The organism is Mesorhizobium sp. M6A.T.Ce.TU.016.01.1.1 (genome assembly GCF_003997065.1).
Classification (GTDB): domain Bacteria; phylum Pseudomonadota; class Alphaproteobacteria; order Rhizobiales; family Rhizobiaceae; genus Mesorhizobium; species Mesorhizobium mediterraneum.
Window position 1 is genome coordinate 196057 of record NZ_RZTJ01000001.1, and the last position, 20262, is coordinate 216318.

Here is a 20262-nt window from a genome sequence, read left to right on the forward strand (position 1 = left end):
GCCATGGAACTCTGGATACTCTTCGGCGTCTTCACCGTTCTGATGCTTATCGGCACGCCGATCGCCTTCTGCCTCGGCGTCGCAAGCTTTGCCACCGTCCTCTACATGGGCCTGCCGCCGCTCATCGTGTTCCAGCGCCTGAATTCCGGCATGAGCGTCTTTTCGCTGCTGGCCATTCCGTTTTTCATCTACGCCGGCGACTTGATGGTGCGCGGCGGCATCGCCAGCAAGATCGTCGCCTTCGCCGGCTCGCTCGTCGGCCACATGCGTGGCGGTCTCGGGCAGGTCAACATCGCGACCGCTACACTGTTCGGCGGCATTTCGGGCTCCGCGGTGGCGGAGGCGGCAGCGGTAGGCGGCTTGATGATCCCGCAGATGAAGGCGCGTGGATATGGAGCGGACTACGCCGTCAACGTCACGTCGATGGCGGCGCTGATCGCGCTGCTCCTGCCGCCGTCGCACAACATGATTATCTACTCGATCTCGGCAGGCGGAAAGATCTCGATCGCCGACCTGTTCACGGCCGGCATCATCCCGGGCCTGCTTTTGGCCCTGGCACTGATGGTCACCGCCTATTTCGTGGCGCGCTCCCGCGGCTATCCGACCGAGCCGTTTCCGGGTTTCGCCGCCGTCGCGCATCTCTTCGCCGTCGCGGTGCCCGGCCTGCTGCTGATCGCGATCATCTTCGGCGGCGTGCGATCGGGTATTTTCACGGCCACCGAGAGTTCCTGCATCGCAGTCATCTATGCGTTGCTCGTGACTGTCTTGGTTTACCGGCAGATGACTTGGGAAGGTTTCGTTCATGCCACCCATGGCGCCGTGCGCACCACCGCCATGGTGCTGCTCATCATCGGCATGGCGGCGGCGTTCTCGTGGTTGATGGCCTTCCTGAAAGTGCCGGCGGCGCTCATAGCCTCGATGAACGCGATCTCGGAAGATCCGCTGGTCGTGCTTCTCCTGCTCAACCTCTTGATGCTGTTTCTCGGCACGTTCATGGACATGGGGCCGACGATCATCATCTGCACGCCGATCTTCCTGCCCGTGGCACAGGCCTACGGCGTCGATCCGGTGCATTTCGGCGTCATCATGATCCTCAACTTCGGCATCGGGCTGAACACGCCGCCGGTGGGCGCGGTGCAGTTCGTGGCGTGCGCGGTGGGCAAAATATCCGTCTGGGAAGCGATGCGCTCGATCTGGCCATTCTATGGGGCAGGCCTCGTGGTGCTGGGGCTCGTCACTTACATTCCGGCCATCTCGCTATGGCTGCCGAGCGTCTTCAAATAGGGGTTGGCAATGGCATCGGATACGGCGATCAGCCTGAAGGTCGAACGCAAGCCCAAGCTGTCGGAGACCGTGGTCGCGGCGATCCGCAAGCAGTTGCAGGCGGGCGAGATCCAGCCAAGCCAAAAGCTGCCGACCGAGGGTCAGCTGACCGAAACCTTCGGGGTCAGCCGCACCGTCATCCGCGAAGCGCTGGCCAAGCTCGCTGCCGACGGTCTGGTTGAGCCGCGCCAGGGCGCCGGTGTCTTCGTCACCGAGCATATATCGACGATGTTCGGCGCGCTGGCCGCGGACATGGGCAGCAAGGATTCGATCGCGCTCAACGTGCTCGAAGTGCGCCTGGCGATCGAGATCGAATCCGCCGGGCTCGCCGCTATCCGTCGCAATGCCGCGCAGGAAGCGGCGATCCAGGAGGCGTTCTTCGAGTTCGAGAGGCTGCTCTTGAACAGCGAGCCGACGGGTCCGGCCGACCTTGCCTTCCACCGCGCGATCGCCAGCGCCACCAACAACCCGTTCTATGTCGAGATGCTCGACGTGCTCGGCCGGCGCGCCATTCCTTGCGACGTGACGTCACCGTGGTCCACCGAGCTCGCCCAATCCGACGTCTACCAGCGGGGACTGCAAGGCGAGCATCTGGTGATCCTGAATGCCATTACGACAGGCGATGCCGAGTCCGCGCGCGAAGCCATGCGCGCGCATCTCACCGCTAGCCAGCAGCGCTATCGTGAGCGGCTGCACGCACGTCAAAGTTTTTATGCTGAGTCGGTTAAGGCCGCGGCAACCGAATGACCAATGAGGCAGCCCAATGGGACAGCAATGAATCACACTGACAATCACACGGACTTCACCTCGCGCTTCGCCATCGACCCTGTTACCGCCGCGGCGATGGGGACGGACGAGCTTCGTCACAATTTCCTGATCGAAGGCCTGTTCCAGTTAGGCCGCATCGGCCTGACCTACACGCATTACGACCGCATGATCGTCGGCGGCGCCATGCCCGCGGGCACGCCGCTGCCGCTGGAGGCGATCAAGCCGACCGGGACCAAGAACTTTCTCGATCGCCGCGAAATGATCGCCGTCAACATAGGCGGCGCCGGCATGGTGAAGGCGAGCGGCCAATCCTACGAGCTGCAGCCGCGCGACATGCTGTATCTCGGCATGGGCGCCAATGAGGTGTCGTTCGCCTCAGTCAATCCGGCCGAGCCGGCCAAGTTCTATCTACTCAGCGCGCCGGCGCATCAGAGCCATCCCAGCCAGCTGATCCGCATCGGCGATGCCAAGCGGCTCGACCTCGGCAGCCAGGCGACCTGCAACGAGCGCTCGATCTTCCAGTTCATCCATGCCGGAGGCGTGAAGACCTGCCAGCTCGTCGTCGGCATGACCCAGCTTGCGTCAGGCTCGGTCTGGAACACCATGCCGTGCCATGTGCATGACCGACGCATGGAGGCCTACCTCTATTTCGACCTACCGGAAGCGGCGCGCGTGTTCCATTTCATGGGCGAACCGGACGAGACCCGCCACCTCGTCATGCGCAATGAAGAAGCGGTGCTGTCGCCGGGATGGTCGATCCATTCGGGCGCCGGCACCTCCAACTACGCCTTCATCTGGGCGATGGCCGGCGACAATGTCGACTATACCGATGTCGATCCGGTAGCGATGGAAGAGCTGCGGTGAGCGACCTCTCGGCTTTCAGCCTCGCCGGCAAGCGCATCCTTGTCACCGGCGCCAATACCGGCATCGGTCAAGGCATCGCCCTGTCGATCGCGCGCGCCGGTGGTGCTGTGGTCGGCGTCGGCCGTTCGGCGATGGACGAGACGGCGGAAAAGGTCGCGGCGGTGGGCGGACGCTTCGAGGCGGAACGCTGCGATCTTGCCGATCATGCCGCCGCCCAGGCGATGCTCGATCGCGTCTGGGACGAAACCGGGCCGCTCGATGGGCTGGTCAACAATGCCGGCATCATTCGGCGCGCCGACGCCGTCGATCTGACGGAAGCCGATTGGGACGACGTCACGGACGTCAATCTGAAGACGGTCTTTTTTCTCGGCCAGAGCTTTGCCCGGCGCGTGCTTGCCGATCCGGGGCGGCGCGGCAAGATCGTCAACATCGCGTCGATGCTCAGCTTTCAGGGCGGCATCCGCGTCGCCTCCTATACCGCCTCGAAACACGGCGTGCTCGGCATCACCCGATTGCTCGCCTGCGAATGGGCGTCGAAAGGCATCAACGTCAACGGCATTGCGCCCGGCTATATCGAAACCAACAACACCGAGGCGCTGCGTGCCGATCCAGACCGCAGCGCCGCCATTCTGGCGCGCATTCCGGCCGGGCGCTGGGGCGGTCCGGAAGACATCGGCGACGCGGCTGTCTTCCTGCTGGCGCCGGCGTCCAACTATATGCATGGCGCGGTGGTGCCGGTGGACGGCGGCTGGCTGGCGCGATGAGGAGGATTTGGCGATGACCGGAACGAAGATCTTCTCGCACGCCGGCGAGGGCGCATGGACGCCGACGCCGGACGGCAATCGCAGGCGTGTGCTGCTGCACACGGACGAACTGATGATGGTCGAGTTCGGGTTCGACAAGGACGGTGTCGGCGCGCTGCATTCGCACCCGCATGTCCAGGCGAGCTACGTCGCCGAAGGCCGCTTCGAGGTCACCATCGACGGCAGGACCGAGATCCTGGAGACGGGAAGCAGCTTCATTGTCCCTTCCAACCTGGTTCATGGCGTCAGGGCGCTCGAGGCCGGGCGCCTGGTCGACAGCTTTACGCCGCACCGCGCCGATTTTATCGACTGAAGCCGCGCGAAGGCAGGTCATCGCGGCGTGTGTCCGGCCGAGGGGGCAGGCGCTTCCAGCATACCCCGCAAACGAAAAGCCCGCGCCTCCGGAGAGACGCGGGCGTGTTGCCTGGGCGCTTGTGGCGCCGCGGTACTCAAAACATCACCGCAGAACCTGAACCTGCCGAATTATGATGAAGATAGGATTAACCGGCCAGAGCCAACGCGATATTCACAGCCAAAGCGAATAGGGGCTGGAATCACGATCCCATATCCGCCAATGAGGGAGATATTCTTTCAGTTGGCGCCGACGGAGACAGGGCTTGAAGGGGGATCAAGTGTTCGAAACCGCGGTCAAGGCAGTCACCTGGAGATTCGTCGGGGAGCTTCGGCAGGTCACGTCGCCGCTGCTCCTGACCGTTCCCACCTTGCCTTTTCAGGCGGCGCCGATTGTAGAAATTCCCTGATGCAGGTATCGACGGCGAGCGTCCCGGCGGAGGATCCCAAGCGGCGCGTCCTGAAGGACGTGTTCGGCTTCGACGATTTTCGTCCCGGCCAGGACGCTGTGACGGAGGCGCTGCTGGCCGGGCGTCATGTGCTGGCTGTGATGCCGACCGGCGCTGGCAAATCGCTCTGCTACCAGGTCCCGGCGCTGGTCCTGGGCGGGCTCACCATTGTCGTTTCGCCCCTGGTGGCGCTGATGCAGGACCAGGTCGCCGCATTGCGTCTTGCCGGCGTGGCCGCCGATACGATCAATTCCTCGCTTGACCGCGATGCCAATGTCGCCGCATGGCGCCGCGTTGCGGCGGGCCAGACGCGCCTGCTCTATCTTGCGCCGGAACGGCTCATGACCGCGCGGATGCTCGAGGCGCTCGCCAGGCTCGATATCCGGCTGATCGCCGTCGACGAGGCGCATTGCATCTCCCAGTGGGGCCCGGCGTTCCGGCGCGAATATGAAGAGTTGTCGCGGCTGCGCGACATTTTCCCTGGCGTGCCGATCATTGCGCTGACGGCGACGGCGGACGAGGCGACGCGCACCGACATCGCCGCGCAGCTGTTCGCCGGGCGTGTCGAAAGCCTGGTGCTGGGGTTCGACCGGCCGAACATCAAGCTTGGCATCGAGGCCAAGCAGGACAGCAAGCGCCAATTGCTGAGCTTCGTAGAGCGTCATGCCGGCCGCAGCGGGATCGTCTATTGCCTGTCGCGCAAGAAGACCGAGGAGATGGCGGCGTTCCTCGAGAAGAACGGCGTGCGTGCCCTGGCCTATCATGCCGGCATGAGCAAGGACGCGCGTGAAGCAAATCAAAACGCTTTCATGACCTTGTCCGGCGTCGTGATGGTGGCGACCATCGCCTTCGGCATGGGCATCGACAAGCCTGACGTCGCCTATGTCTTCCATACCGATCTGCCGGGCAGCCTCGAAGCCTATTATCAGGAAATTGGGCGCGCGGGCCGCGACGGGCGGGCTGCCGAGGCACATATGCTCTTCGGTCTCGGCGATATCCGCATGCGCCGGCTTTTCATCGAAGACGAGGATGCGCCGGCGGAGCATAAAAGACGCGCGCATGGCCGCCTCGACACGCTGATCGGTTATTGCGAGACGGCGCAGTGTCGCCGCCAGATCCTGCTTGGCTACTTCGGCGAAACAGCAGTGCCTTGCGGCAATTGCGACAATTGCCTTGACCAGACGCCGCATGCGGATGGCGAGGCGGAGGCACGGATCATCCTCGCGGCCATCGCCCAGACCGGCGAGCGCTTTGGTGCTGCCCATGTCGCCGATGTTTTGATCGGCCACGAAACCGAGAAGGTCCTGGCCAGGAACCACCACAGGCTTGCCAGCTTCGGGACCGGTGTGGCGCACAAGAAGGATGTGTGGCTGTCGCTGGTCCGCCAGCTTGTCGCGGGAGGGTTTCTGACATTGGACTCAGGCGGCCATGGCGGCCTCGCCATCGCCGAAAAGGGCCGTGAGCTGGCCCGTGGCGATGTCCCGTTCCGGTATCGCGTAGAGGTGCGGAGCCGCGCTCTGCGTGGCAAGACACGTCCCGATGCTGCCGCGGGCACGGAAGGGCTGGATTCCGCGCTGTTGGCCACGCTCAAGGCGGTGCGGCTGCGTCTTGCCCGGGAGCGCCAGGTGCCGGCCTTCGTGATCTTCTCCGATCGCACACTGATCGACATGGCCGAACGCTGCCCGCGCGACCTCGACGCCTTCGCCGCAGTCAACGGTGTCGGCGCCGCGAAGCTTAGGGAATTCGGTCAGATTTTTCTGAGCGCGATCGCCGCGCACCAATCCGGGGCATCGGGCTGAGGTTATCCATTACGCTGACGATGGACCGCGCGGGATGAAGAGTCCTGCATCGGCGCCATAGCCCACGAAACCACCTGTCGGGCATCAGTTCCTACCGAGCTCGCCTGTCCAACGATCTCGCCCTGCCCAGTACGGGCAGTTCGGGCAAGTGCCGCCTTCCGGGTAGTCGATTCCTTCCTCGTGCGGACAGCCGAGAATTCCGTCCACCATCGCTACGGAATGCACCCCATGCCCGCGCAAGAGCCCGGCGATCTCGGCGAAGACCGTATCGTTCCTCCGTACGTCGCTGGTTTCGTCAAACCAGCGACGCAGGATCGTCGCCTCGGATTGAGGGGCGGGGACGATACCCACCGCCACCTTCGTGGCGCGGAGGCCATCGGGGCCATAGAAGGCGATGGTGCCGACCGGATAACTGCGCACGCCCAGCTTGGCCTTCTTGGCGATCCATTTCCTTGCCCGCTGGTCCGGTTTCATGGTTGCTGCTCTCGCGTGAATCGGCAGAATATCGCTACCCGCGTATGAGATAAATCAGCAACGCAAGGGTGGATCAAGGCCGTGGCCAAGAGGAAACAATGGGTCATCGCGCCGCGTGCCGGAAGGCTGGCCGTGGCCGACGAGCGGGAAAAACAAGCGATCGTAGCGACCTGCGAGACGTTCATCCGTGACGTCCTGAAACCTCGGTTCCTGCCCGAGATCCGACCGACCGAATGGAATTACGTGATTGATATCCGCGGCTCCTGGGCAGCTGGTCGATACCGCTTCATCCAGCGCTACCGGTCGGGCATGGAACACAATCGCGGCGAGGAGTTCGACGCGGCTTTCGCCAGAATCGATCGCGTGGGGCCAGATCAATTCGATATCTACTGGATGCGGCACACGGGCAAATGGTGGCGGCTTTACGCCGGCAAGACGCTCATCGAGGCGCTTCGCATTCTCGAAACGGACGGTATTCTGCATCCGGTCTGAATCACTATCGCCGGCCTGCTGGCGGTGTCGGCGTCGGCCATTACAGAACCAAGCGAACGCGGTCATGAGCGAATACCAATATTACGAGTTTCGGACGGTCGACCGTCCGCTCAGCGAAGCGGATCGCCGGGTCTTGCGCGATTTGTCGACACGAGCGCGGATCACCGCCACGAGCTTCACGAATTCCTATGAGTGGGGCGACTTCAAAGGCGACCCGGTCGAGTTGATGGAGCGCTGGTTCGATCTCCATCTCTATCTGGCCAATTGGGGCACGTACCGCCTGATGGTTCGTCTGCCGAAGCGGCTGGTCGATCGGCGGCGTCTCGACGGATTTCTCCACTCGGTCGATTGCGTCGATGTCACGACATCGGGTGAAAATCTGATCGTCGACATCCTGTGCGAGGAACTGGAGCCCGAGGACTATTGGGACGACGAATCGGACTGGCTCGAGGCGCTCGCGCCGCTGCGTGCGGATGTGCTTGGCGGCGACCTGAGGCTTTTCTATCTGGTGTGGCTGATGGCGGTCGAGGCCGGTTCTATCGAGCCGGACGAGGCGGAACCGTTGCCGGGGATCGGCCCGATGACTGGCGCGCTCGACGCTTTCGCGCGGTTCTTCCGTCTCGATGCCGATCTCGTCGAGGCGGCAGCCGAACGTCCCGCCGGCACGACGGCGGAGGACCCATTGTCATCGGATGTCATCCGTCGTTCCCTTGCCGATTTGCCTGATCGTGAAAAAACGATGCTGCTTGCTCGACTGGCCGAGGGCGATTCGCATGTGGCGAGTGAGCTTCGGCCGCTCGTTCGGGATCGCCAGGCGTTGCAGACCTCGGCGGCTCGACCCGCCGTCGCTCCGCGCTCGGCTGGCGAATTGCGCGCCCATGCCGATGCGATCCGTGAGGCTCGCGAGCGCGAGCAAAGCGAGCGGCGGGAGGCCGAAAGGAAACGGCGGGAGGCGGAAGAGTTACGCGCCCGCCGCGCCCGGCTCGATGCGATCATGCAGCGCGGCGAAACCGTGTGGCGCGAGGTGGAGACCGAAATCGAGCGCCGCAACGCTTCCGGCTACGATACGGCCGCCGGTCTTCTGCTCGACCTCAAGGCGATTGCCGAGGAGCGGGGGACGATTGGCGACTTCGCCCGCCGGTTGCAGGCGATCCGCGAACGGCATATCCGCAAGGGGCGCTTCATCGAACGGCTGAAGCCAATAGGATAACATGGCTCGCAATAGTAGCGAGTCACAGCCGTTGTCGTAGCCCCGTTGTGGGCTTTCCGATGAGGACTGGTCAAAGCTCGCCCTCCGCAATAGGTTACATGTAACCATTAGCGGGAGAATCGTCATGGCCTCGGCATCGAAGCCTAAGTCCTCAGGCATGAAGGTGCGGGAACATCGTGAACGTCTGCGCCGGCAGGGTCTGCGCCCGATACAGATATGGGTGCCGGACGTGCGTGCGCCGGCCTTCCGTTCGGAAGCGCATCGTCAGTCGCTGGCCGTCGCGGCAAGCGCCCATGCAAGCGAGGATCAGGCGTTCATCGACGCGATATCGGATTGGGGTGATGAATGAAGCGTGGCGATATCTGGACGGTCGCCGGCGGCAAGGATTTCGCCGGCAAACCTCGTCCTATCGTCATCATCCAAGATGACAGTTTCGATGCGACGGATTCGATTACCATCTGTGGCTTGACGACCGACGAGACGGACGCGCCATTGTTCCGTTTGGCCGTCGAACCGAACGAGCGCAACGGGCTGCTCGCCGTCTGCCGACTGATGGTGGACAAGATCACCACGGTCCCGAAATCCAAGATCGGCGCAAATATCGGGCGATTGGACGACGCGGACATCCTGCGCCTCAATCAGGCCGTTATCGTTTTCCTCGGCTTGGCCGTGTCGCCGAGACTGAAGCCGTGACGGTGAGGATGACCGAATTCATGAAGCCGTCGAGCCTCGGCTCCAATGCCACGTCCTGCGACGTTGACCTTCTGCCTTCGGCTTGCAGGCTCTCACTCCGGCGCCGCAATCAGCATTTGCTTCGTCTCACCGCTGCGATCGCAGCCTCCTGCTGCCGCAAGCGCTCGATTCTCGCGCTCTGGCGGGCAGTGACGGTAGAGGCGACACGCCGGGCTCCCCATAGCCAATCCGGAATATTGGTTTTCGCGACTTTGCCCCGGGTGATCGCTGTCGCCGACATCTCCTTGGAAACTTCGCCCATGGCTACGTTGAGTTCGACACAGCTCATCTTGTCGTATTTCGCGGCATCGAAAGATGCGTGGAAGGGCGATGCGCAACCTCCGACAAATACGAAGCTGCCTATCAGAAGCGTGGCTGCAGTGATCGCCTTCATTTTTTATCAAGCAGGTTTGACGCCGACGGGCGAATATCAGAGGGTTCTCGATCTCGAGCCGCGGAGCGCTCCCGAGGTTCTGAGTAACGGACGCATATGACGTCTACAATACTCTGTTCGACGCGTCATTCCCCCTATTATCCTCGAAGAATTTCGAGAGAGCCGCTGCGGTCTGGTGAGGATGCTCTTCTGGAAAGAAGTGCCCGCCTGGGACAGGGCTTCCTTCAACGCTGTCGGCCCATTTTCTCCAAATAGCCAGCGGCCCGCCTTCCTCCGCATACCAGTTCTCCACGGCGCCTTCGCTACTCCATAGCGCCAGGAGCGGACACTCGATGCGACGACCGTTTGCCTGGTCCAGCGCGTCATGTTCACGATCGATCATGGCAGCGGCCCGATACTCTTCGCATATCGCATGAACATGAACGGCATCGCGAAGCGCATCGACATAGGCGTCCCTGACCTCCGCAGAGAACATTTCTGCCGGCGACTCCCACTGCACAATCGCATTGTCGACGATGGCATCGGGCGCCGCGCCTATCAGTCGCTCCGGCAGAGGCTCCGGTTGCGCAAGAAGGCTCCAGGGCCAGAAGCTCAGAGCCAGCCTGGCGTCCGCCCTATCCCACGCGGCGGCGGTGGGGATGACGTCGAGGACGGCGACTTTGGAGATTTCGCCGGGATGGTCGAGCGCCAGGCGATAGGCGACCCGCCCGCCGCGATCATGTCCGGCAACCATGAACTGCTCAAACCCCAGCCGCTTCATGACTTGAACCATGTCGCCGGCCATGGCGCGTTTGGCGTATGGACTATGATCGGCAGAGGAAATCGGACACCCGCTTTGCCCGTAGCCTCGAAGATCGGCGGCGATCACCGTAAAGCGGGGCGCCAATGCTGTGGCGATATCTCTCCACATCAGATGTGTCTCGGGAAAACCATGAAGTAGCAGCAGCGGCGGACCCGTTCCGCCGACCCTTGCGAAAATGGTCGTCTCGTCCAGTTGCAAGCTGGTGGCGCTGAAACCTGCAAACATTGTTCGTCTCCCTCGGCGTGCCCTCAGGCAACAACGCACAATTTAGCAGAAGGATCACGTCAGCTGCCGTGCCTGGTGGAGAGGCGGTAACGGAATTCTCCTCAATGGCTGGTGCGGGTCACTGATATTTCGATCGGCGCACCCCATATGAGCGGCAAGAGTGTCGCTTAAGGGTTTGCTATGATGATTTCGCGTTCGAGCCGGTTTGCAGTTTTGTTTGCAGGACTGTTCCTGGCACTTTCCATGGTCACGGCCGATTACGCCGAGGCGCGCCGTGGCGGCAGCTTCGGCAGCCGCGGCACGCGCACTTTCCAGTCGGTCCCGCCGACGAGGACGGCGCCACAGCCGGCCGCGCCGGTCGAGCGCTCGATGACGCCCGCGACGAACAATGCGGCCCGCCAGACGCCGGCATCCCAACGACCAGGGATCTTCAGCGGCCTCGGCGGTTCGATGATGCGTGGCCTGCTGCTCGGCGGTCTGATCGGACTTCTTTTGGGTCAAGGGTTCGGCGGCTTGGCTGGCATGTTGGGCCTGCTGCTTCAAGGTCTGCTGATCGGCGGCGCGATCATGTTGGCCATCCGCTTTTTCCGGTCGCAATCGGCACGCAACCAAGCGCCCGCCATGGCCGGTGTTCCGCGGAGCATGGGCAACTTCGGGCGAAACGCGGCAGGCCAGCCCGAGACGGGCAACGTGTCGTCTTTCGCCATTCCAGGCATCGGGTCTGGATTTGGCCGGACGGCTCAAGCCTCCGATGAAATCACAATGACGCCGGCCGACCTCGACACATTCCAGCAACGGTTGACGGAGGTTCAGGAAGCGTTCGGACGCGAAGATCATGCTGGCCTGCGCCGGCTGGCGACCCCCGAGATGGTGTCGTACCTGTCCGAGGAACTTGCCGATAATGCCAAAAAGGGCATCAGGAACGACGTGTCTGACGTCAGCCTGTTGGAGGCCGATATTGCGGAGAGCTGGCGGGAAGACGATCGCGACTACGCGACGGCTGCGCTGCGCTACGAGTCTCTCGACGTGATGCGTGATCGCGCCAGCGGCAAGATCGTCGCGGGCGAAGCCGATCAGCCGACGGAAACGACCGAACTGTGGACCTTCACACGTCAGAACGGTGGCGACTGGAAGCTCGCAGCAATCCAGCAGCCCTGACCGATACGCTGCAGCCTCGGCCGCTCACGTCCTCTTGCGAGCCACGATGTAGGGACGGTTGTCGTTGCCCTTCGTTGCGTGGCTTTCGGTGGCAAGAACGTCGAAGCCCGCGGCACAGATATGCTGGCTCAGGTCTGCCGCCCGAAAGACGCCTGCATAGGGTGCTTTGCCGATCGCGTGCATTGCGGGCAGCAAGGCAAGCCGGATGAGTGGGTTCATATCGCCGACGCAGGGTGTCTTGGAGATGAACAAGCCCTCCGCTGCAAGTAAGGCGTGGATGCGGCGCAGAGTGCCAGGCAGGTCGCGGACCATATGGAGATAGTTGAATCCCAGAACCGCGTTAAACTGCTCGTCGTCAGGCGCAAGCGCGTCTACGGTCGCGGTGCGGAAGACAAGCGCCGGGATGGGGCCAGCGGCGTGTCTCTCGTTGGCAATCGCGATCATTCCGGCGGAAATATCCGTCGCAAGATAGTTTTGAACATCGCCCGCGAGCCGGAGCGCGGTTGTTCCTGTTCCGCAACCCAGCTCCAGCACCCTGTCGCCTGGTCCCAACAGGGCGCGGGTCCGGTTCCAGCGTGCGCTCATATCCGGCCTGATCCGCAATCGCACCCATGGCGTATTTCCGTGAACTGCGGTCCCAGAAGCGGGCGTCGCTCGCTATGCTCATGATGGTTGCTCCTCAGATCGCGGCCTCGCCCTAATCCGCATTAAGTTCGGCATTAAGAATGATCTGAGGCGAGTCGTGTCCGCTCAAGTCAAGTCCCGCAGAAGCTCGTTCGGCTAGATGCGGTGATTGGGCAGTTATTTCGCAGAATAGCGTAGACTCGGCGGAACTGGCGGAGAGGGAGGGGTCCAACTGTCTGGGCATTAAGGTTTCCTCACAGATATCGCTCGCCGTTGGCGCGGTGCTCGAAACAGAGCCAGTGCGGCGTCTGCCTCGGCTTGGCAAAGCCCCATCCCGCATTCTTGGCGCAGCCGGGATGCTGGCACCGATGGCGTATAATGCCGGGGCGCGTGACGGGCTCCATCGCATCCGGACGGCGGATCAGTATGTCACTCATGCTATGATCCTTCCTTCTGAGCAGGAGGTGGACTAGCCACCTCTGCGAACAATGCGGAAAGCACGAGTTCATGCATGTCGAGACGCAAAACCCAACCGCTCGGGAACGGCAGGGCATTCGGGTTAGACGGCTTGCCGAAAGGTTCGAATCCTGTCGGGTGCAGCATTGCCGCAGTTCGCTTGCCGACAACTATTCCTGCTGGAATTGACAGGGCCAATCTTCAGGCCTCGTCAAGCCAGAAGGCAACTCGGTCCGGGCGTCTCCGCAAGCCATGTTGAGCTGCCACTGGGACAGACCCGCCGAATTGGAAAGGTCGACGCCCTCGATACGGGTCAGAAAGAAAAAGGCGCGGTCAAAGTCTATCGACGCGGTGAACGTCGCTCCTCGGAAATCCGCCCGTGCGAGATTGGCAAACGAGAAGCGGCTGCCGCTGATATCGGCGTTATGGAACTGCGCACGCCCCAATTCTGCCTTTGTGAAATCAACGTTGGTCAGATTGGCGTCCTGGAAATTCGAGCGCTGCATTTCCGCGCTCGCAAACACAGCGCCCTGCGCGTCCATACGGCTGAAGTCGGTCCTGTAGGCCTCGATTCTGTCGAACCGGGCGCCTTTGGCGGTCGAGTCGGCCAGGGAAGCACGCACAAGCGTTGCCTTCTCAAGATTTGCCCCAAGGAGATTGCTGTTCCTGAGGTCGGTCGAAGTGAAATCAACACCGAACAGGTTCGCCCCGCTCAGGTCCTGTCCTTCTAGGATGAGAAGCTTCTTGTCACACTCGTGCCAATTGACGCCAGGCGTCGCGGCTGCGTGGCAATTGTGAGCAGCAGTGGCGTTCTGCCAAGCAAACATAGTGCAAACCGCTAGACCCAGGCCGGATGCGGCGTAAGCTCTGGTTCGCCTCAAAGTCATTGTTGCTGAACCTCTGCTACTCGCCGACACTCAACCTGACCACATCTGCTGACATTCGAGAGTGCTCCTCGTCTACACCACCGTCAACCCGGGAGCAGAGGACATGGCGACGGTCGCCGCAGATGCGCAGCGGACGTCAACAATGGGGAGCCTGCTCGGGTGCTGACCGCCACCGCCGGCGTCCGCTGCCGACAAGCGTGAATCCGCTTGGGTCCGCACCGATCGGTACTTCCCGACGGCGAGGTTGACCCGGCACGGGGGCTAGTCGCGTACCCTCATTCCGCTGTCGCATGAACCCCACGACTTCGCTTAGCGAGGCCGAAGTTGATCTCTGCCATCTATCAGGTCGAGGCACCCCGCATATTTGTGTCGTAAGCTGACGTGCCGCGAATACGCCGTTCTCGGTAGGCGGGCTTTATGGCGGCGCGCAACCTATTCTTTGATTTTTATTAATGTAAACAATGCCATATGGCGGAGAGGGAGGGATTCGAACCCCCGATGGGCTTGCACCCATGCCGCATTTCGAGTGCGGTGCATTCGACCACTCTGCCACCTCTCCGCGGTCATGGTCCGCCGTTGCCGGCGCGGCGCACTAGATAACGGCTGGGCGGACAGGTTACAAGGGCCAATCTGCCCGACGATCCGGCTTCTTGTCAGGTCGCGCGCTTAGCTTGAATGCGTTCGCGGCTCGCTGGCTGACTGCTCGCCTTGACTCGCGCCGAACCTTCGGTTAGGGACAGCGCGCAATCGGCGTGGAGGGCTCTTCCGCGCCGCTTGCTTTTTGAACCCGCAGACTGACAAAAAGACGGCCGAACCGCCTGAAGCGGTTCATCAAGGCCGACCGAACAGCGAAAGGCAAAAAATGTTCGCAGTCATCAAAACGGGCGGCAAGCAGTATCGCGTCGCCGCCAACGATCTCCTGAAGATCGAAAAAGTCGAAGGCCAGGTCGGCGATATCGTCGAGATCGGCCACGTGCTCGCGCATGGCGAGGGCGAGAATGTCACGTTCGGCGCGCCGTTCGTCGACGGCGCCTTGGTCACCGCCGAAGTCGTCGAACAGGGCAAGAACCGCACCGTCATCGCCTTCAAGAAGCGCCGCCGGCAGAATTCGCGCCGCAAGATCGGCCATCGCCAGCTTTTGACCACCGTGCGGATCGCCGAGATCCTGCTGGATGGTGCCAAGCCGACGAAGAAGGCCGCGGCCAAGACCGAGGCAAAGGCTGCTCCGAAGAAGGAAGCCAAGGCAGAAGCTGCGCCGAAGGAAACCGAGGCCAAGGCAACCGAGGCGAAGGCAACCGAAACCGCCGCTCCGCTGTTCAAGGCGCCGAAGGGCGAACCGGACGACCTGACCGTGATCAAGGGCATCGGCCCGGTCGCGGCCGGCCAGTTGAACGAACAGGGCATCACGACCTTCGCCCAGATCGCCAAGCTGTCCGACAAGGATGTCGCCAAGATCGACGAGCATATGCCGTTCAGCGCCGACCAGATCATGGACTGGCGCGAGCAGGCCAAGGAACTGGCGAAGAAGTAAAGCGCTGCGGCGCAATCGTCGCCGGATCGGACTTGAAACGGAACGCGAACGCGTTCATAAGACCTTTTAAGCGCCTTGCGGCGCATCGGAGTTAGTTAGATGGCACACAAGAAAGCTGGCGGTTCGTCGCGCAATGGTCGCGACTCGCATTCCAAGCGGCTCGGCGTGAAGAAGTTCGGCGGCGAAGCCGTGATTCCGGGCAACATCATTATTCGTCAGCGCGGCACGACGTGGCATCCCGGCGTCAATGTCGGCATTGGCACGGATCACACGCTGTTTGCGCTCGAAGCTGGCGCAGTCACCTTCAACAAAAAAGCCAATGGCCGAACCTACGTATCGGTGAACCCGATGACGAAGGCCGCGGAGTAGCCGGTTCCGTACGAGAACACCGGCACCCATCTCGGGAACCGGTGTCTGGCCAAGCCAGGAAATGGATCAGGGGAGATGGGTTTCCATCTCCCCTTTTTCTTGTGCCTGGAGGACTGACATGGTTGCCGAAGCGGAAGACACAGACGGTGAGAGTTACGCGATAGATTGCCCGGTCGTGATGACCGAGCGGCTGGTCCTGCGGGCGCCTCGCGAAAGCGATATCGAGCAATTGGTGGTGCTCGCCGACAATCGCCATGTCGCCGAAATGCTGGCCCGCATGCCGCACCCCTATGGTGAGGCCGAGGCGCGTGCTTTCCTCGCGATGACGGCCTCGCGCCGGGCCGGGATTGCCTATGCCTTGACGCTGGCCGGGACCGAAACCTTCGTCGGTTGCGCCGGCCTCAACACCACCGATCGCGGGCTGGAACTCGGTTACTGGATCGGCGAGCCCTACTGGAAGCGCGGCTATGCAACGGAGGCCGCGCATGCGCTGGTCGATCTCGCCTTCCAGAAGACGGCGATACAGGTGCTGCATGCCTCGACGCGGGTCATCAATCCGGCCTCGCGCCGGGTCATCCACAAATGCGGCTTCCAATATGCCGGCCAGGGCATGCTGAACTCAATCGTCGCCGGCCAGGTGCCTGTCGAGCGCTACCGTCTCGACCGCAAGACCTGGACCAGCCTCAGGAACTGGGTGCATTTCTAGGCGTGTTGATATTCAGGTGAGGCCGGCCTGCGAATGGCGGCTTCCTGCGCTTCCGGTGCTCACGTACTTTAGGTACGCTCCGCTCCGGTTCTCGGAAGCCACCACTCTCGGCACGGCCTGACCTGAATCTCAACACACCTCGAAGCGAAAGATTGCGGACCAAACTTCGGTCAGGCCATCTCGACCCAGACCGGCAGGTGGTCCGAGCCGACCGCCTGCCGGTCGACCCACAGGGCCTTCGGCGATTTGGCGAGCGAGGCGCTGGTGAAAACATAGTCGATGCGCTTGTGGCGGCTGGCGTCGTCAGGCCGCTTGGGGTCGACCCAGGTGACGAGATCGGGGCTTGCGGTGGCAAGACGCAAGGCAACATCGACGGCAAGATCGGCGGTCACAGGCATGCCGAATTCGTGATCCGGGCGGCCGGCGAGTTCGACATATTCCGGCGATCCAGCCAGCATGTTGAAGTCGCCCATGACGACGAAGGCTTCGGGACAAGGCAGGTCCGGCAGGCCGACCTCGGCGACGCCGGACAGCGCGCCGCCCTCGATCGCATAGTTCAACAGGCGCTGGCGCAGAAACCGGATCTGGCTCAAGCGTTCGAGCGGGCTGCGATGGTCGAGATGGGTGGAATAGAAGCGGATGAAACCAAGCGGCGTCTCGATCAGCGCCTCCAGCGCGCCGCGCTGGAAATTCATCACTTCGAAACTGCGGCTGCGCGGCAAGAGGAGATTGCGCGACAGATGAACAGGCGTTTTCGACAGCACCATATTGCCGAGCTGGAAAGTGGTTGTGATGGCGCGGCCGTTTTCTAGGCGCGAGCCGATATTGGCCTCGAAATTGCTGCCGTAGACGGCGAAGTATTCGGGCAGTGCCTCGCCGAGCTCGGCCACCATGTCGCGGCCGCCATTGTTGGGGTTGTTGCGCGAGACCTCCTGCAGCGCGATCACATCGGCGCCGCGCACGGCGTCAGCAATGCGGCCAACATCGTAGCGGCCGTCGAGACCGACGCCGTAGTGGATGTTGTAGGTTACGAGCTTCATTGCGACCCGGCCATGTTCATAAACAGCCTCGCCCTTCGCCCCGCCTTGGTTTAGAGCAGTGCCAAAGGTTTAGAGCAATGCCGCAAGGCCAATAACAGAAACTCAGCAATCCGATGAAATTTCTCGATCAAGCCAAGGTTTATATCCGCTCCGGCGACGGCGGCGCCGGTTCGGTGTCGTTCCGGCGCGAAAAATTCATCGAGTTCGGCGGTCCCGACGGTGGCGACGGCGGCCGCGGCGGTGATGTCTGGGTGGAGGCGGTCAATGGGCTGAACACCCTGATCGACTATCGCTACCAGCAGCATTTCAAGGCCAAGACCGGCACGCACGGCATGGGCCGCAACATGACCGGCGCCAAGGGCGCCGACGTGACGCTGAAAGTGCCGGCGGGAACGCAGGTCTTTGCCGAGGACAACGAGACGCTGATCTGCGACATGACGGTGGTCGGCCAGCGCTTCCTGCTTGCCAAGGGCGGCAATGGCGGCTTCGGCAACCAGCATTTCAAGACCTCGACCAACCAGGCGCCCCGCCGCGCCAACCCCGGACTGCCGGGCGAAGAGCTCAACATCTGGCTCAGGCTCAAGCTGATCGCCGATGCCGGCCTGGTCGGCCTGCCTAATGCCGGCAAGTCGACTTTTCTGGCTGCCGTGACCGCGGCCAAGCCGAAGATCGCCGATTATCCCTTCACCACGCTGCATCCGGGCCTCGGTGTGGCCCGCATCGACGGGCGCGAATTCGTCATCGCCGACGTTCCCGGCCTGATCGAAGGCGCGCATGAAGGCGTCGGCATCGGCGACCGTTTCCTCGGACATGTCGAACGCACGCGCGTCCTTCTGCACCTCGTCTCCGCGCAGGAAGAAAATCCGGGGAAGGCTTACAAGACCGTGCGCACCGAGCTCGATGCCTATGGCCATGGGCTGGTCGAGAAGGTCGAGATCGTAGCACTTTCCCAGGTCGACACGCTCGATGCCGACGCCCGCAAGAAGAAAGTCGCTTCGCTGAAACGCGCCGCCGGCCGCGCGCCGATGCTTTTGTCCGCGGTCACTGGCGAAGGCGTCGAAGCCGTTCTGCGCGCGCTGATGGCGGTGGTGGCCGAGGCACGCGAAGCTGTCGCCACGCCGGTCGAGACGCGCTGGAACAAATAGCGATGACCGCTCAGTCGCTGAGAAAATACCGGCGCATCACCGTCAAGATCGGCTCGGCGCTGCTTGTCGACCGCACGACGGGCCTGAAGCGCGACTGGCTGGCCTCGCTTGCCGACGACATCGCCGTACTAGCTGAAGGCGGCGCCGAAATCCTCGTCGTGTCGTCCGGGGCCATCGCGCTGGGCCGCACCATTCTAGGCCTCGGCAAGCGGGCACTGAAGCTCGAGGAGAGCCAGGCGGCGGCTGCCGTCGGGCAGATCGCGCTGGCTGGCGCCTGGTCGGATGCGCTCGGCAAGGGCGGCCTGAAATCGGGCCAGATCCTGCTGACGCTCGGCGACACCGAAGAGCGCCGCCGCTATCTCAATGCGCGGGCGACGATCTCGACGCTGCTCAAGATGAATGCGGTGCCGGTCATCAACGAGAACGACACGGTGGCGACCTCCGAAATCCGCTATGGCGACAATGACCGGCTGGCGGCGCGCGTCGCAACGATGATGGGCGCCGATCTCCTGGTGCTGCTCTCCGACATTGACGGGCTGTATACGGCGCCGCCGGCCAAAGACCCTGGCGCAAAGTTCATTCCGGTCGTCGACCGCATCACCCCTGATATCGAGGCAATGGCCGGTGCGGCGGCGTCCGAATTGTCGCGCGGCGGCATGCGGACAAAACTCGACGCCGGCAAGATCGCCACCGCCGCCGGCACCGCCATGATCATCACATCAGGCACGAGACTGTCGCCGCTGATGGCGATCGAGCGGGGCGAGCGGGCGACTTTCTTCCGGCCGAGCGCCAATCCGGTCAAGGGCTACAAAACATGGATCGCCGGCCAGCTCGAGCCGGCCGGCCGGCTGACTGTCGATGCCGGGGCCATCGGTGCGCTGCTTTCGGGCAAGTCGCTGCTGCCGGCTGGCGTCAAGCTGGTCAGCGGCAATTTCTCGCGCGGCGACACGGTGGCGATCCTGTCGCCCGAAGGCCGCGAGATCGCGCGCGGACTGGTTGCCTACGATGCCGCCGATGCCGTAAGGATCGCTGGCTTGAAAACAGCCGAGATCGAAACGGTGCTTGGCTACGAAGCCCGATCGGCGATGATCCACCGCGACGACCTTGTGGTGAGCGGCGCGGCCGACGGAGATGCGGCCCGCCATTGACGGCGCGCTACTGGTCAGGCTCACGCGGCCATTTGGGTGGGTTGCGATATCGATCCTGAAAGTCCTGGTATATCTTCAGAAGCTCGCTGCAACCTCCCAACTCCGCTTCGATGCCAGCCTTGGCACGTCGATCCACTTCGGCTTGGGGAACATCCTTGTCGTCTCCGACGACGAGATCACGGATGAGCGCGTCAGTCGTCATTGCTTCTGCCCCTTTTTCCTCTTCCATCCTTTTTTTGAATTCTGCCTCAAGCCGAGAGCGCGGCCCACATCCATGCAGTTCTTCAATAACGACGTCGATCTGGGAAAGCGGTGTCGGTGACGCGCCGCAATAGCGCTCAGCAAGTGCGAGGGACATCATCGAGCTTACCATAGTCATGGCCTTGCCGTCGGGGCTCTCGCCGGGTTCAAACTTGTCGTCGCAGTAGTCGGCGGCACGGAGGCCTGTTGGTATGAGCATCGCGCCGAGAGCAACGAGGATTATGACTCTCTTCATTCTGCTTCCTCAAATT

24 protein-coding genes, 1 tRNA gene and 1 pseudogene are annotated in these 20262 nt (G+C 62.5%); 17 read left to right on the forward strand and 9 right to left on the reverse strand.

What is annotated here, in order from left to right; genetic code table 11:
• The first annotated feature begins 3 nt into the window (after positions 1 to 3).
• The 7 genes from EOC94_RS00975 to recQ all read left to right on the forward strand — a co-directional run bounded on the left by EOC94_RS00975 (position 4) and on the right by recQ (position 6357).
• Positions 4 to 1284 carry a TRAP transporter large permease gene (locus EOC94_RS00975; protein WP_095487552.1) on the forward strand — a complete coding sequence of 427 codons (1281 nt, stop codon included), beginning with the start codon at positions 4 to 6 and terminating at the stop codon, positions 1282 to 1284.
• Positions 1285 to 1293: 9 nt separating this feature from the next.
• Positions 1294 to 2070: a FadR/GntR family transcriptional regulator gene (locus EOC94_RS00980; protein ID WP_095487550.1), complete on the forward strand. Its 777-nt coding sequence runs from the start codon at positions 1294 to 1296 to the stop codon at positions 2068 to 2070.
• Positions 2071 to 2097: 27 nt separating this feature from the next.
• Positions 2098 to 2955: a 5-dehydro-4-deoxy-D-glucuronate isomerase gene (kduI, locus tag EOC94_RS00985; protein WP_095487549.1), complete on the forward strand. Its 858-nt coding sequence runs from the start codon at positions 2098 to 2100 to the stop codon at positions 2953 to 2955.
• Entirely contained in the window at positions 2952 to 3719 is a 768-nt protein-coding gene (gene kduD / locus EOC94_RS00990; protein WP_095487547.1) for a 2-dehydro-3-deoxy-D-gluconate 5-dehydrogenase KduD, read from the forward strand. The genes kduI and kduD overlap by 4 nt, the downstream gene beginning before the upstream one ends.
• A gap of 13 nt (positions 3720 to 3732) precedes the next feature.
• Positions 3733 to 4071 (forward strand): cupin domain-containing protein, encoded by a 339-nt coding sequence (locus EOC94_RS00995; RefSeq protein WP_095487715.1) that lies wholly within the window; start codon positions 3733 to 3735, stop codon positions 4069 to 4071.
• 304 nt (positions 4072 to 4375) lie between these two features.
• A complete protein-coding gene (locus tag EOC94_RS33955; protein ID WP_158302646.1) occupies positions 4376 to 4519 on the forward strand; it encodes a hypothetical protein in 144 nt (47 codons plus the stop codon).
• Positions 4519 to 6357, forward strand: a complete 1839-nt coding sequence (gene recQ / locus EOC94_RS01000; protein WP_095487545.1) for a DNA helicase RecQ — start codon at positions 4519 to 4521, stop codon at positions 6355 to 6357. The genes EOC94_RS33955 and recQ overlap by 1 nt, the downstream gene beginning before the upstream one ends.
• 84 nt (positions 6358 to 6441) lie before the next feature.
• On the opposite strand, the gene EOC94_RS01005 is transcribed toward recQ, so the two are convergent.
• The gene (locus EOC94_RS01005; protein WP_127288341.1) at positions 6442 to 6831 is read right to left on the reverse strand and encodes a hypothetical protein; all 390 of its coding nucleotides are present in this window, start codon (positions 6829 to 6831) and stop codon (positions 6442 to 6444) included.
• A gap of 132 nt (positions 6832 to 6963) precedes the next feature.
• Here EOC94_RS01005 and EOC94_RS01010 point away from each other — a divergent pair, with 132 nt between their 5' ends.
• The 4 genes from EOC94_RS01010 to EOC94_RS01025 all read left to right on the forward strand — a co-directional run bounded on the left by EOC94_RS01010 (position 6964) and on the right by EOC94_RS01025 (position 9226).
• Positions 6964 to 7323 carry a hypothetical protein gene (locus tag EOC94_RS01010; protein WP_245461552.1) on the forward strand — a complete coding sequence of 120 codons (360 nt, stop codon included), beginning with the start codon at positions 6964 to 6966 and terminating at the stop codon, positions 7321 to 7323.
• Between the two features lie 64 nt (positions 7324 to 7387).
• Positions 7388 to 8533, forward strand: coding sequence for a hypothetical protein (locus tag EOC94_RS01015; RefSeq protein ID WP_095487540.1), 1146 nt, complete (start codon positions 7388 to 7390; stop codon positions 8531 to 8533).
• 124 nt (positions 8534 to 8657) lie between these two features.
• On the forward strand, positions 8658 to 8882 hold the full coding sequence (locus tag EOC94_RS01020) for an antitoxin MazE family protein (protein ID WP_164759292.1): 225 nt from the start codon (positions 8658 to 8660) through the stop codon (positions 8880 to 8882).
• Entirely contained in the window at positions 8879 to 9226 is a 348-nt protein-coding gene (locus EOC94_RS01025) for a type II toxin-antitoxin system PemK/MazF family toxin (protein ID WP_095487536.1), read from the forward strand. Before EOC94_RS01020 ends, EOC94_RS01025 begins: the two co-directional genes overlap by 4 nt.
• Before the next feature lie 109 nt (positions 9227 to 9335).
• Here EOC94_RS01025 and EOC94_RS01030 read toward each other — a convergent pair whose 3' ends face one another.
• Both EOC94_RS01030 and EOC94_RS01035 read right to left on the reverse strand, forming a co-directional pair.
• Entirely contained in the window at positions 9336 to 9659 is a 324-nt protein-coding gene (locus EOC94_RS01030; protein WP_127288342.1) for a hypothetical protein, read from the reverse strand.
• A 103-nt stretch (positions 9660 to 9762) separates the two neighbouring features.
• Positions 9763 to 10686 (reverse strand): alpha/beta hydrolase, encoded by a 924-nt coding sequence (locus tag EOC94_RS01035; RefSeq protein WP_127288343.1) that lies wholly within the window; start codon positions 10684 to 10686, stop codon positions 9763 to 9765.
• Positions 10687 to 10869: 183 nt separating this feature from the next.
• Between EOC94_RS01035 and EOC94_RS01040 the strand changes: the two genes are divergently transcribed.
• Positions 10870 to 11844 carry a Tim44 domain-containing protein gene (locus EOC94_RS01040; protein WP_095487713.1) on the forward strand — a complete coding sequence of 325 codons (975 nt, stop codon included), beginning with the start codon at positions 10870 to 10872 and terminating at the stop codon, positions 11842 to 11844.
• A gap of 24 nt (positions 11845 to 11868) precedes the next feature.
• Here the strand turns inward: EOC94_RS01040 and EOC94_RS01045 are convergent.
• The 4 genes and pseudogenes from EOC94_RS01045 to EOC94_RS01060 all read right to left on the reverse strand — a co-directional run bounded on the left by EOC94_RS01045 (position 11869) and on the right by EOC94_RS01060 (position 14370).
• A pseudogene (locus tag EOC94_RS01045) lies at positions 11869 to 12511 on the reverse strand (class I SAM-dependent methyltransferase).
• Between the two features lie 211 nt (positions 12512 to 12722).
• A complete protein-coding gene (locus EOC94_RS01050) occupies positions 12723 to 12905 on the reverse strand; it encodes a hypothetical protein (RefSeq protein WP_127288344.1) in 183 nt (60 codons plus the stop codon).
• 189 nt (positions 12906 to 13094) lie between these two features.
• Positions 13095 to 13811 (reverse strand): pentapeptide repeat-containing protein, encoded by a 717-nt coding sequence (locus EOC94_RS01055; protein ID WP_127288345.1) that lies wholly within the window; start codon positions 13809 to 13811, stop codon positions 13095 to 13097.
• 469 nt (positions 13812 to 14280) lie between these two features.
• Positions 14281 to 14370 (reverse strand) — tRNA-Ser (locus tag EOC94_RS01060).
• 303 nt (positions 14371 to 14673) lie between these two features.
• Between EOC94_RS01060 and EOC94_RS01065 the strand changes: the two genes are divergently transcribed.
• The 3 genes from EOC94_RS01065 to EOC94_RS01075 all read left to right on the forward strand — a co-directional run bounded on the left by EOC94_RS01065 (position 14674) and on the right by EOC94_RS01075 (position 16417).
• Positions 14674 to 15342, forward strand: coding sequence for a 50S ribosomal protein L21 (locus EOC94_RS01065; RefSeq protein ID WP_127288346.1), 669 nt, complete (start codon positions 14674 to 14676; stop codon positions 15340 to 15342).
• A 99-nt stretch (positions 15343 to 15441) separates the two neighbouring features.
• Positions 15442 to 15711, forward strand: a complete 270-nt coding sequence (gene rpmA, locus EOC94_RS01070; protein ID WP_095487526.1) for a 50S ribosomal protein L27 — start codon at positions 15442 to 15444, stop codon at positions 15709 to 15711.
• Positions 15712 to 15829: 118 nt separating this feature from the next.
• Positions 15830 to 16417 carry a GNAT family protein gene (locus tag EOC94_RS01075; RefSeq protein ID WP_095487524.1) on the forward strand — a complete coding sequence of 196 codons (588 nt, stop codon included), beginning with the start codon at positions 15830 to 15832 and terminating at the stop codon, positions 16415 to 16417.
• 170 nt (positions 16418 to 16587) lie between these two features.
• Here the strand turns inward: EOC94_RS01075 and EOC94_RS01080 are convergent, their stop codons facing one another.
• Positions 16588 to 17457, reverse strand: coding sequence for an endonuclease/exonuclease/phosphatase family protein (locus EOC94_RS01080; RefSeq protein WP_127288347.1), 870 nt, complete (start codon positions 17455 to 17457; stop codon positions 16588 to 16590).
• A gap of 113 nt (positions 17458 to 17570) precedes the next feature.
• On the opposite strand from EOC94_RS01080, the gene obgE reads away from it, so the two are divergent.
• Both obgE and proB read left to right on the forward strand, forming a co-directional pair.
• Entirely contained in the window at positions 17571 to 18602 is a 1032-nt protein-coding gene (obgE, locus tag EOC94_RS01085; protein ID WP_127288348.1) for a GTPase ObgE, read from the forward strand.
• A gap of 2 nt (positions 18603 to 18604) precedes the next feature.
• A complete protein-coding gene (proB, locus tag EOC94_RS01090) occupies positions 18605 to 19750 on the forward strand; it encodes a glutamate 5-kinase (protein ID WP_127288349.1) in 1146 nt (381 codons plus the stop codon).
• Between the two features lie 7 nt (positions 19751 to 19757).
• On the opposite strand, the gene EOC94_RS01095 is transcribed toward proB, so the two are convergent.
• Complete coding sequence (locus EOC94_RS01095) at positions 19758 to 20246, reverse strand: hypothetical protein (RefSeq protein WP_127288350.1); 489 nt, start codon at positions 20244 to 20246, stop codon at positions 19758 to 19760.
• Between the last annotated feature and the right edge of the window lie 16 nt (positions 20247 to 20262).